Genomic DNA, 11,756 nt, shown 5'->3' with positions numbered 1-11,756 from the left:
TTGGGAACCACTTACATGGTCTTGACCAGTTCGCTACCGGCGGCAAAACCGTAGGTAAGATGGTGCTGATCGTTGCTGTCGCTGTCGTGGCCCACAACTGTGCCGCTGATGACCGACGAAGCGGTAGGGTTAACAAAGCCCTGCTCTTTTACAACGTTTGTGCCACCGTTCCAGGCCGCGCTGGTGATGGTGGGCTGGTCGTTGGTGCCGTTAATCGTGATGCTAAACGTGTGGCTGCTGTCGGCAGTGGTGATGACAGAACCATCTGACGCCGTGGGCGCAATTACCAGAATCTTTGATTCATTTTCACCCAGCGCGTTGGCAGGGCCGTTGGCCTTGTCATTAAGGGTAAAGGTGTAGGTGCCGGTTTTGTCGTCACTGTTGTCTATGGTCAGCCGACCGTAAGAATTGGTGATATCGCTGGCCTTGGCGGCAGAAGCGGCCACAAGCCTGTATCCATTGGCTGCGGCATCGTCCTTGACCACATACAGGTCTGTAACCAGAGCCGCTGAACCTCCGGCAGTGGCGCTTGCCCCCGCCCCGGTCAACGAAAAGCCAAAGTCCAGCTTATCCTGCGCGTCCACATCGGCACCGCTGATAACACCGGTAACGGTGAGCTGATGCTGGTCGCCTACTGCTGCCGCGTTGGCCGTAACGGCGGTAGTGGCCTTGTTCTCGTCTGTTGTCAGGGCATAGCCGTGCGCGCTGGTCACAAGCCCATCGCTAAAATACACGCCGCTTTCTTTCACAGAGCCGGGAGCTGACGTTACCAGCGTGGGTGCATCGTTGCTGCCATTGATGGTAACGCTCAGCTCCTTGTAATCATACGCGCCGTGGCTGTCCTGCACCACCACAGTAAATTTGATCAGGGCAGAGGTGTTGGTTCCGCTGTCGTCCAAGGCCTGCACAATCTTAGCGTCGTCGTGCAGGGTGAATGTATAGGTTCCGTTGGAATCCATTTTCAGCTCGCCGTAGCAGCTGTCGAGGGCGGCTCCTGTGGGCTGGGTACCAACCACGGTAGGTGTACCGTTAACATCAATAACGTACAAGGTCTGATCGGTTACTACCGTGCCGCCAGTAAGCGTGGCAGCGCCGTTGACCGGGGTGTATAACGGATCCAGCACCAGGCCATAGGTGGGCTTGGCATCACTATCGAAATCAGAGCTGGTAAGCGTGCCTGATACAACAGTGTAAGGATGGGCCAGAGTACCATCGGGGGTAACGTCCGTGCTGTTGATTTTGCCGTGCTCGGTAATCGAAAGATTGGAGCTGTGCGTCAACACCGGGGCTTCGTTGCTGCCGTGAATGGCAATATCAATGGTGCCATTAACAGCAGCCCCGCCCTGATCGGCCCGCAAGGCATTGGGATCAAGGTCGGAATCTCCTTCCTTATCCGTAACCGTGGGGGTAATGGCAAGGTTGACGGTTTGCCCTTCGCTCAATTTGTCAGCAGATCCACCCTCGGTGGTGTCAATATCAAAACGGTATTTGCCCGTTTCAGTGTTGTAGTAGAGCTTGCCGTATTCTGTAGCAATAACCTTGTTGTACGCGGCATGGTCCACATCGCTCTGCATAGCGGTAAAATCAACGCTGGTGTTATACGTGGTGTTGCCAACGACGATTTCCTTGATGCCGTAGGTCAGCACATCATTATGGTCGGGATCCTTGGCCACAATCTGCCCTTCGGCAAAAACGCGGTGCTCTCCGTCTGGGGGCAGAACCCCGGGCGTGGCCTGACCGGCATCGGTGGTTTTGTGGTTCTCATCGCCGTTGAGAGTGTTTGTTCTCTCGTTGGCGGCGAACACGCCATTGTCGCGCAACTGAAAATCGTCAACCTTCTGGATGTCGGGCGCATCGTTGGAGCCCGTAATCGTAACACTGATGGGCTGCGTAACTGTGTGTCCCCGCCCGTCACTTATGACAATGGAGATGGGGTCTGCCTGCGTTTCGCCCTTGGCAAGGCTGTCTGCATGGCCATAAGGAGTGTCGTTGAGCTCGTAAGAAAAATTGTAGGTGACATCACCGCCGCCACCCACAGGCGTGATAATCAACTTGCCAAAATCGCTCTCAATGGTGGTGACACCACTGATCGGCACAGACTTGCCGCCAATGTTGACCGTAGCGGTAAGGGAATCACCATCGGGGTCATGCGCCGAAAAACTGCCGGTTATGGGCGCCATGTGCGGCTGCCCCACGCCTGCTTCGGTAATCCCCATATTTATGGACGCGCCGCCGGTGGAGAGCACAGGAGCAAAATTGGGCACGCTTGCGTATGTGTCCAGCGTTTCATCTGTTACACCGCCAAAGCCCAAACGGTAATCGAGGCCGTCAAGATGGTTAACGCCATCTTCAAGCCCGGCATTGGTGTAATCGGTATATCTGCCTCCTCGCGTAGGTGAGGCGGCAGGGCCAGCGGCAGGGGCAAGATCTGGCCCAAATGCGTTGAAAAAGTCTGCGCCGGCAATGAGCTGTCCGTCCACTTCAAACGAGGGGATGGCGTCCTTGTTGTACTGCGTATAAAAGCTCTGCAATTCGATGGACGAACCATCGTCAAATCGAAAGAACAGGCTATCAGAACCCTGAGGGCGCTCAATGCTGACCTGATCAGCAGGAAAATCAAGAACCATGCGGGCATCGGGAGAGCTGGGAACAACAACATTCTGACCAGCTTCGGGACGGGTAAGTTTGATGTCTGCCATGGAAATACCTTCTTTTTGGGTAATAAATAACACCCAGTCATACACGCAAGACGTAATATACCGCAGTTGCGGCGGCCTTGCGTTCAACTGAAATAAGCACCAAGTGCGCTAAGATAGATGGGAATAAAGAAGGATAACCCTTCGCAGATAAAAAGAACTTTCTGTGGCAGAAAAAAGGCCTGCCAAAAATTCTTGTTATCGATGCGCAGAGCTAATGTAGCTCGTGCGCACTGGAGGCAGAACTAGGGGATGGCTTGATCAGCATCCGCCATAATAAAGATTATGGCCTTTTTTTCGTGCCACATTTTCAGGCATTCTGTCAAGGCGCATGGCAACATTAAAAAGGCCACAGGAAAACATTTTTTATACAATTAAATCAAATTATTACAGCACACGCCGAAATCACGCCACACAAGCAAACCGGCAGCCAGCCCCGTGCCCCTTCCCATGCCAAATGTAACAAGAGGTATCCTTTTCATGGCAGCTCCATTTCTCGGAGCCACATCATTGACGGGGGGGGGCATAGCGCCTCGACAAAAAAATGGGCAAACTGAGGAAACAAAAAAGTCCTCACGAAAACATTCATAAGGACTTGATTTTATTGGCGCGCCCGGCAGGAATCGAACCCACGACCAAGAACTTAGAAGGTTCCTGCTCTATCATTCTGCCATTTACTGCAAATTACCATATCTTGCTATTTATAAAGGTTTTTTTTAATTTAATTTCGTTGACCTACCGTCTTTTACCCTCTATTTTGGCCTTGCGTGTTGGGAATGGTGTTGGGAAGAATAACACCTGCAACCCTCAACTAGAGATAGAAAATGGCTGCCGCAAAAAGAGGAAAGACAAAATATCCCGGCGTGTTCTTTCGCCTTCAGTCAAGGCTAGATGGTCTTGGCGAAGAACGCCAGTATTATATCATCTACCGCCGCGCAGGCGAGGGCCGTTCCGGCAAGCTCATTGAAGAACCCATAGGAAGAGAATCAGAGGGCATGAGCGCGGCCAAGGCGAACCGCATTCGCGCCCTTCGGGCTTCAGGCTCAGAAAAATCAAATACCGAGCGCAGAGCGGCGGCTGAAGCCGCTCAATTTGCTGAAGGTGGCCCCCTCACATTTTCCCGGCTCTGGCTCCTGTACCATGAGGTAAATGCAAGCAAGCCTTCAGCCAAAGGCGATGCCTTTCGCTACCAGAAGCACATTGCCCCTAGCCTGTCCGCCAAGATGATTGCCGACATTTCCACCGCTGACATTGATATCCTTCGCGGACGAATGACCAAGGATGGATATTCCCCCCAAACCATCAAAAACATTTTGGGGCAGATAAGGCGCATCATTCGCTTTGGGATAAAACGCGGGCTATGCGATATGCCAACGGCCTTGCATTTCGAAATGCCCAAGGTGGACAATGAACGCACAGAGGCATTCACAGACAAACAGCTTGCCGCTTACCTCACGGCACTGGATGAAGAACCTGATCAAAATGCTGTGGGCATCCTTCGCCTTGCACTGGTAACAGGAATGCGCCGTGGCGCGCTACTGGCTTTGCGCTGGAGCGACTGCGACTTTGACCGCGACATAATCACGCTGCAAGGCGCTTCTGCCAAAAAAGGAAAACCCCAATTTATCCCCATGACCGCCGCCGCGCGGCACATCCTTGCTGCACTTGACCACACCAGTGAATTTGTATTCCCAGGCAAGGACGGGGGACAACGGCAAGATTTCCGGCGCATAGCCCGCCGTGTTCGTGACAAGGCAGGACTGCCCAAAGATTTTCGGCCCATGCACGGCCTGCGGCATGCTTACGCCAGCATGCTTATCAGCAGTGGCCAAGTTGATCTTTACACCCTGCAAAAGCTCCTCACGCACGAAAGCCCGGCCATGACACAACGATACAGCCATTTGCGAGATGAGGCTTTGCGCAAGGCCGCCAGCGTTATTAACGATTGCCTTGATATAGGCACGACAGACAAATAACGGTCTTGACAGGTTGCCAAAAAATGGCAACTATACACCCAAGGGAGATCAGTAGTGGCTTGGACAGTCAATGTTACCCGCAAAGCGCAAAAACAGCTTGTGCGCCTCCCCAAGGTTGTATTTGAAACGCTACTCGCGCTTATGCTCGACATTGAGCTTAGCGGGCCGGTGCGCGGTGACTGGCCCAATTATGGCAAGCTGGATGCAAAAACCCATCACTGCCATTTGAAGAAAGGCCACCCCACATATGTGGCCGTATGGGAAGAAAGCGCAGATTGCATGAAACTTATCGAGGTGACATATGTTGGAACGCACGAACGCGCCCCGTACTGACACAAAAATCCTTTCCTTTGCCGTGCCTCATGACATGGTAGAGAAAATTTTGAACACCATGCACGGCTATGGCCTGCGGGAGGAAAACGAGTCGATTCCCTGGCGGGAAGCCTTGGGCCTCACGGGTGAAGAGTGTATCCCCGCCATGTATCTGCGCGGCGCTCGATATCGGGAGAACCTCACGCAACGGCAGCTTTCCGAAATGACCGGGATCAGCGTACCGCACTTGTCTGCCATGGAAAACGGCAAGCGCCCCATCGGCAAAAAGAACGCCCGCCTGCTGGCCGATGCACTGAACATTGACCCGCGTCGGTTGCTGGACATTTAGAATAAGCCTTAAAAATTCAAGCCGTGATACTTGCGAGCCTGCTCATGTTGTGAGCAGGCTTTTTTATTTTTGCATAAACTAAAATACACATTATACAAATATCCGTGCATACAGGCATCGGCAAAAAAATTGATCTTTACAGTGGAAGACAGCCCGTTCCAGCGCCTTCAGTTGCAGATCATCGGCAGCGTGGCTGAATTTGAACAGGCCATGATTCGGGAGCGCCAGCGCGAAGGCATCGCCCAGGCAAAGAAGGAAGGAAAATACAAAAGCCGTAAGGCGGCACTAGATGCAGCCCAAATAGCCGAAGTCCGCGAACAAATTAATGCTGGGGCCAAGATCGCACAAATTGCACGAGACTTAGGTGTTTCTCGGCAAACACTCTACTCTTCACTTGCGCGTATTGGTTAGAGCCTTAAATTGGGTCAACCAGCGCATTTGCGCATGTACTGGCCGCCCGAGTGGATTTGTTGCTATAGTTCGATAAAACATTGCTACCTTGTTCCCCATTTTATCTTGCATTATAGATAAAATGGACGCTATTATTTTTTAGAAGACTATCTTAGCGGACGTGTCAATAATTCACTGCTGCGCTAAATTATAAACTAAAAAATATGGAGCAATAATGCCTACATCCAATAAAAATGAGGCTTCAGAAGATACTGATTTTGAATATTTTAGTATGTTTAGCGAAATTGATACATACAATATTCTAAATAACCTTAAAGATGATAAAATATCATTTCCAATAATTCAAAAATTATTTGAATTACGCCTTTCACTTGCACAAAGCAACCCCAATAAGGCCATATACCCCCACGTATCATACATAATTAGACTATTATGTGCCATAAGAACAGATTTGAATAAGAATGGCTATAAAAATGAAATAATGCTAGAACATAAGTATACATCAATCTTATCAGAAAGCCTTGGTACAGTTATTGAATATATAAGTGAAAATATATCCAGCATTGAGTATGAAATTGCGACAATTTACTATATTTTTTGCAGCAATAAAATAATAAAAATCGAAAGTTCAATTGAAGAACTAAGCGAGATTAAATCTGAACTTCAAAATTATAGAGATGAAGTAAAGACAATTTACGCAAAAACAGGTGTCCATTTATTTTCAAAAAAGTACAGTGACATTGCTGGTGATGAAAGCTTTGCTAAGACCGCATGGCTAATAGTTTCTTGTGCATTTTTCATAGGCATTGTTTGGATTGTTGTGCTGTTTACTTGTAATCTAGTAAGTTTAGAGAAAAAAACGTATTTTGATCTTTTTTACCTTTATGCTGAACGAATACCAATCATTGCAATATTGTTAGCTTTTTTTGTTTGGGTGTCTAAGAGATATTCTATTGCTAGGGAAAAAGAACTCATATACAGACATTTGGCAACAACTCTTCATGTTTTCAAGGCATTCTACAAAACAGCAGAGCCAGCCCATAAAAGCCTGGTGCTGATGGAAGCTGCAAAAACGTTGTTTCCTGCCCCTATAGATGCCAACGTCAGTAAGCGTCCCGATGGCGAAAAAATGCTTGATGTTGTAAATTTGCTGTCCAAAGCCGTAGTTAAGAACGGCCCAGGCTAATCCATCTTGACCCGCGTAAGCGGGGCATTTTCATCGATGAAAGACAGCCGAGTTTTAAACCCGGCTTTTTTACTTTGATCGATATGCCCACGAGCGCGCAAATCAGTGCCAACCACGCCGCGCACTTATTATAAGTGTTGGGAACTGTGTTGGGAAATAAAAAAGCTCCCATGGCTTATAGACCATAAGAGCTTGATTTTATTGGCGCGCCCGAGAGGAATCGAACCCCTGACCAAGAACTTAGAAGGTTCCTGCTCTATCCAACTGAGCTACGGGCGCATATGGCATGGGGCAGAACCCAGCCGTGTGGCGCACAATATAGAGATAGCTCCCCATGCCGTCAAGCTCTGCCGCGCATGGCCCTGCCCGCCGCAAAAATCACACCGCAATTCCACCAAGGGCAGCGCGGCAGGCCGCAGTTCTGCCGCTGACATACCGCCCGCTTTGCGCTAAGCTCTTTGCATGAATAACACGTTTACCACCCCCGCAGACATCCAGCGCCATCTGGATGGTCTGGGTCTTTTTCATATGGATATGGGTCTTGGCCGCATGCGCCGTGCCCTGGCAGCCCTTGATATTGCCCGCCCGCCCTTTGTGGTGGCCCAGGTACTGGGCACCAACGGCAAGGGCTCCACGTCGGCCTTCTTGGCCTCCCTTGCGCTTGCGCACGGCTGCCGTGTGGGCCTGTACACCTCTCCACACTTTGTCAGTCCCACAGAACGCATCCGCATTGGCGGGCCGGAACAGCCCATGTGCGCCCCATGGCCCGCAGAAAGCTGGGTTGAACCGGCCAATCAGGTTATGGCTGTTGCCCCGGATTTGACCTATTTTGAATTTCTTACCGTTCTCGCCCTGCTGGTTTTTGCCCGTGAGGGGGTGGAGCTGGCAGTGCTTGAGGCTGGCCTTGGCGGCATGCACGACGCCACCACCGCAGTGGCCGCCGATATTTTGTGTTACGCGCCCATTGCCCTTGACCACAAGGATGTCATTGGCCCCACCCTTGCCGACATTGCGGCAGACAAGGCCGCCGCCATACGCAGCGCAGCGCCCGTGTGCAGTGTTACGCAGTTTCCAGAGGCCGCCAGGGCACTGGAAAATGCCGCGCACGCGCACAAGGCCCCCATTTTCAGGGCAAGCCCCGCGCCAGCGGGCCTGCGCCTTGGCCTCAATGGTCCCCACCAGCGCATCAATGCTGGCCTGGCCCTAGCGGCATGGCAGCAGCTTGCCCCCATGCTGCACAAAACTGCCAATGACATGCCCACACAGGAGCAAGGTTTGATGCAGGCCTTTATGCCGGGCCGCCTGCAACGCCTGCCCGGCTCGGCCACCCTGCCACCGCTGCTGCTCGACGGAGCCCACAATCCCCACGGCATGGCAGCGCTGATCAAAGCCCTGCGCGCCGAGGGCATCAAACCCGCCGGAGCCATTTTTTCCTGCCTTGCGGATAAAGACTGGTTGCCCGCCGCCCAGATGCTCAAGCACTATCTGGGCGAGGCCCCCATGTTTGTGCTTACACTCGATAACCACAGGGCAGCAGAGGCAAACGACATTGCCGAAGCCTGCAACAGCCTGCCCCCCGCCACAGCGCAGGCTTTGCCACCAGGGCCGCAGGCACTGGCCCAGGCACTGGAACTGGCCCGCGCCCTGCCCGAAGCCAGCGAGGCCCGCCCGGTGCTCATGAGCGGATCGCTGTACCTGCTTTCTGAATTTTTTGCGCTGCATCCACAGGGGCTTGTACAGGCGCAGATGCAGACGCATACCCTGCAAGCCCCCTGAACCCGCGTAGCGCGCAGATGACATATTGACCGCGCTGCCAAAGGATATAATTTCAATGTATCAGGCACCCTGTTTTCATTTTTAGCAGTACATAAGGAAGCCCATGCAGACTCTCTTTCGCGCCATTCCTTCTGTTGATGCAAGCCTTGCCGCCCTGCACCACGCCGATGCCGCGCTGGCAGACAGCCAGCAGACACCGCATGCCCTGTTGCGCGATCTTGTGGCCGCATTCTGGGAAAACAAGCGCGAAAGCATCCGTGCCGGGGCATGCAAGGATGCCGACAGCCTGCGCCTTGAGCACCAGCTGCCTGCTCTTTTGGAATTCGTGCAGCGCGGGCTGCGGCCAAGATTCCGTTCGGCCCTCAATGCCACAGGCGTTGTGGTACACACCAACATGGGGCGCTCGGTACTGGCAGAAGAAGCCCGGCAAGCCGTGGTGCAGGCCGCAACAGGCTACTGCAATCTGGAGCTTGATCTGGCAACAGGCGGCAGGGGCAGCCGCCATGCTCTGGTTGAGGATCTTATCTGCCGCATCACCGGGGCCGAGGCGGCTCTGGTGGTCAACAACAATGCCGCCGCCGTGCTGCTGGTGCTCGATACCTTCTGCAAGGGCGGCGAGGTGATTGTTTCGCGCGGCGAGCTGGTTGAAATAGGCGGCAGCTTTCGCATACCCGAGGTGATGGAAAAAAGCGGGGCCACCCTGCGTGAGGTGGGGGCCACCAACCGCACCCATCTGCGCGATTACAGCGCCGCCATCAACGAGAATACGCGCGCGCTCATGCGCGTACACACGTCGAATTACCGCATTGTGGGCTTTCACGCCGCCGTAGGCCTGTCAGAACTCTCCGCTCTGGCGCGCGAGCACGGCCTGCCACTCATAGAAGACCTCGGCAGCGGCAGCCTCATGGATTTTTCATCCTGCGGTCTGCCCAACGAGCCCACCGTGCCCGAAGTTCTTGCCCAGGGCGCAGACATTGCCACATTTTCGGGCGACAAGGTGCTTGGCGGCCCGCAGGCGGGCATCATCACAGGCCGCAAAAGCATGGTTGAGCAGCTCAAGCGCAACCCGCTCACACGGGCCCTGCGCTGCGACAAGCTGTGCCTTTCTGCGCTTGAGGCCACACTGCGCCTCTACCTTGACCCGCAAAAAGCCCGCCAGAGCGTGCCCACACTGCGCATGATCACCTGCCCGCCAGCAGAGCTTGCCAAGGCTGCCCGCAATCTGGCAAACCGGCTGCGCAAGGGGCTCAACGCGCAGCAAACACTGTGCGAAATAAGCGTGCGCGAAGATGTTTCGCGGGTTGGCGGCGGGGCCTTTCCCCAGTACGATCTGCCCACAACCCTGGTGTGCGTCCGGCCTGCCGGGTGCAGCTCCACGGCGCTCAAGGCGGCACTGCTCGAAACGGTTCCCCCGCTTATCGGCAGACTTGAAGACGATGCCTTCTGCCTCGACCCCCGCACGCTTGACGTAAAAGAATACCCCGATGTGCTGCGCGTGCTGCGCGAAGCGCTGAACACCGCAAGCAGACAAACCGTATAAATACAGCAAATCGCCATTGGCGAAAGTAAAGGAATAGTACCATGGAAAAATCGCTTGCCTACAAACCCCAAAGCATCTGGGAAAATGCCGATTCCAAAACCCGCAAGGATATGGAAGCTCTAGCCCAGCGCTACATTGAATTTCTCACCCGCTGCAAGACTGAACGAGAAACCGTGGAATACGTGCGTCAGCGTCTTGCGGAAAATGGCTATTCAGAAGACTTCAGTGGTGACCGCGTGATGCGCGGGCTGCGGGGCAAGGCCATCTTTGCGGCCCGCAAGGGTGCGCTGCCCCTCAGCCAGGGCCTTTCGCTGCTGGCCGCGCACGCCGACACGCCGCGTCTGGATTTCAAGCAGCGCCCGCTCATCGAGCAGCCCGGCGTGGCCCAGGCCAAAACGCACTATTACGGCGGTATCCGCAAATATCAGTGGCTGGCGCGCCCTCTGGCCCTGCACGGTGTCATCGTGCGCGAGAATGGCGAATCCATCTCCGTAACCATTGGCGAAAAGCCCGGCGAACCCGTGTTCTGCATTGCCGACCTCTTGCCGCATCTGGCGCAAAAGCAGGTCACCCAGCCTGTCAGCGAGGCTTTTGAGGGCGAAAAGCTCAACATCATTCTGGCCCACAGCACACCCAAGGCTGGCAAGCAGAGCAAGGCAGACGCGCCCAAAGACCCCATCAAGGCCCAGCTGCTTGAACTGCTGCACAAAAAATACGGCATCTGCGAAGAAGACCTGATCACGGCAGAGCTTCAGGCTGTGCCCGCCGGGCCTGCACGCTTTGTGGGTTTTGACAAGGCCATGATCGGCGGCTACGGACAGGACGACCGCATCTGCGTGTTTACCGCGCTTGAGGCCCTGCTGGAGGCCGAAGCAACCGGGCGCAGCATGGCCGTGATTTTTTGGGATAAAGAAGAGATTGGCTCGGACGGTGCCACGGGTGCGGCATCGCGCTTTATGCAGTATTGTGTCGAAGACCTCGCCCGAGCGTGGGAAAAAGATCTGCCCTCCTCGCACGTGCTGCTCGAAACGCGGGCGCTTTCTGCCGATGTTTCCGCAGCGCTGGATCCCGATTACCAGGACGTGCATGAAAAGCAGAACGCGGCCCAGCTGGGCTACGGGCCGGTGTTTTCAAAGTTTACGGGTTCACGTGGCAAGTACGGAGCCAGCGAGGCAGATGCAGAATTTTTCGGTACGCTGCGCGGCCTCTTTAACGGCAAGGGTATTGCATGGCAGGCCGCAGAGCTCGGCAAGGTTGACCACGGCGGCGGCGGCACGGTGGCCCTGTTTTTGGCCGCCTACGGCATGCAGGTTATCGACCTCGGCCCCGCGATTCTTTCCATGCACAGCCCCTTTGAACTGGCCAGCAGCGCCGACCTGTTTGCCACCAAGCAGGCTTTCCGCGCTTTTCTTGAAGCACAGCTGTAAGCCCAGCCGATCCAGCGCATAACAAAAGGCCCGTGCCGCCGACTGCATCTGTTGCAGCAAGCGACACGGGCCTTTTTTATAAA

General features: G+C 54.1%; 9 protein-coding genes and 1 tRNA gene. 8 read left to right on the top strand and 2 right to left on the bottom strand.

The features are described 5' to 3' along the window. Positions 1-11: 11 nt before the first annotated feature. On the bottom strand, positions 12-2,699 hold the full coding sequence (locus ACE3NW_RS07110) for a VCBS domain-containing protein (RefSeq protein WP_374281842.1): 2,688 nt from the start codon (positions 2,697-2,699) through the stop codon (positions 12-14). An 821-nt stretch (positions 2,700-3,520) separates the two neighbouring features. Between ACE3NW_RS07110 and ACE3NW_RS07105 the strand changes: the two genes are divergently transcribed. From ACE3NW_RS07105 to ACE3NW_RS07085, 5 genes are all read left to right on the top strand, one after another. Next, entirely contained in the window at positions 3,521-4,672 is a 1,152-nt protein-coding gene (locus ACE3NW_RS07105; protein WP_374281840.1) for a tyrosine-type recombinase/integrase, read from the top strand. 54 nt (positions 4,673-4,726) lie between these two features. Next, the gene (locus tag ACE3NW_RS07100) at positions 4,727-5,005 is read left to right on the top strand and encodes a cytotoxic translational repressor of toxin-antitoxin stability system (RefSeq protein ID WP_374281838.1); all 279 of its coding nucleotides are present in this window, start codon (positions 4,727-4,729) and stop codon (positions 5,003-5,005) included. Further along, the gene (locus tag ACE3NW_RS07095; RefSeq protein WP_374281836.1) at positions 4,974-5,333 is read left to right on the top strand and encodes a helix-turn-helix domain-containing protein; all 360 of its coding nucleotides are present in this window, start codon (positions 4,974-4,976) and stop codon (positions 5,331-5,333) included. Before ACE3NW_RS07100 ends, ACE3NW_RS07095 begins: the two co-directional genes overlap by 32 nt. 129 nt (positions 5,334-5,462) lie before the next feature. Continuing rightward, positions 5,463-5,744 (top strand): recombinase family protein, encoded by a 282-nt coding sequence (locus tag ACE3NW_RS07090; protein ID WP_374281834.1) that lies wholly within the window; start codon positions 5,463-5,465, stop codon positions 5,742-5,744. Positions 5,745-5,958: 214 nt separating this feature from the next. Then, positions 5,959-6,930: a hypothetical protein gene (locus ACE3NW_RS07085; RefSeq protein WP_374281832.1), complete on the top strand. Its 972-nt coding sequence runs from the start codon at positions 5,959-5,961 to the stop codon at positions 6,928-6,930. Between the two features lie 202 nt (positions 6,931-7,132). Here the strand turns inward: ACE3NW_RS07085 and ACE3NW_RS07080 are convergent. Beyond that, positions 7,133-7,209 (bottom strand) — tRNA-Arg (locus ACE3NW_RS07080). Positions 7,210-7,392: 183 nt separating this feature from the next. On the opposite strand from ACE3NW_RS07080, the gene ACE3NW_RS07075 reads away from it, so the two are divergent. The 3 genes from ACE3NW_RS07075 to ACE3NW_RS07065 all read left to right on the top strand — a co-directional run bounded on the left by ACE3NW_RS07075 (position 7,393) and on the right by ACE3NW_RS07065 (position 11,673). After that, a complete protein-coding gene (locus ACE3NW_RS07075) occupies positions 7,393-8,706 on the top strand; it encodes a folylpolyglutamate synthase/dihydrofolate synthase family protein (RefSeq protein WP_374281830.1) in 1,314 nt (437 codons plus the stop codon). Positions 8,707-8,809: 103 nt separating this feature from the next. Beyond that, entirely contained in the window at positions 8,810-10,246 is a 1,437-nt protein-coding gene (selA, locus tag ACE3NW_RS07070) for an L-seryl-tRNA(Sec) selenium transferase (RefSeq protein WP_374281828.1), read from the top strand. A gap of 41 nt (positions 10,247-10,287) precedes the next feature. Beyond that, positions 10,288-11,673, top strand: coding sequence for an aminopeptidase (locus ACE3NW_RS07065; RefSeq protein ID WP_374281826.1), 1,386 nt, complete (start codon positions 10,288-10,290; stop codon positions 11,671-11,673). Positions 11,674-11,756: the final 83 nt, after the last annotated feature.

Source organism: Desulfovibrio sp. (genome assembly GCF_041907885.1).
Taxonomy (GTDB): Bacteria; Desulfobacterota; Desulfovibrionia; order Desulfovibrionales; family Desulfovibrionaceae; genus Desulfovibrio.
Note: the sequence above shows the minus strand (reverse complement) of the source record. Positions and strands in the feature narration are given on the sequence as shown.

What these genes read in the sequence shown, in the direction of transcription:
- ACE3NW_RS07095 (WP_374281836.1), top strand. Translation starts at nt 4,974, where the DNA reads ATGTTGGAACGCACGAACGCGCCCCGTACTGACACAAAAATCCTTTCC.
- ACE3NW_RS07105 (WP_374281840.1), top strand. Translation starts at nt 3,521, where the DNA reads ATGGCTGCCGCAAAAAGAGGAAAGACAAAATATCCCGGCGTGTTCTTT.
- ACE3NW_RS07075 (WP_374281830.1), top strand. Translation starts at nt 7,393, where the DNA reads ATGAATAACACGTTTACCACCCCCGCAGACATCCAGCGCCATCTGGAT.
- selA (WP_374281828.1), top strand. Translation starts at nt 8,810, where the DNA reads ATGCAGACTCTCTTTCGCGCCATTCCTTCTGTTGATGCAAGCCTTGCC.
- ACE3NW_RS07065 (WP_374281826.1), top strand. Translation starts at nt 10,288, where the DNA reads ATGGAAAAATCGCTTGCCTACAAACCCCAAAGCATCTGGGAAAATGCC.
- ACE3NW_RS07110 (WP_374281842.1), bottom strand. Translation starts at nt 2,699, where the DNA reads ATGGCAGACATCAAACTTACCCGTCCCGAAGCTGGTCAGAATGTTGTT.
- ACE3NW_RS07085 (WP_374281832.1), top strand. Translation starts at nt 5,959, where the DNA reads ATGCCTACATCCAATAAAAATGAGGCTTCAGAAGATACTGATTTTGAA.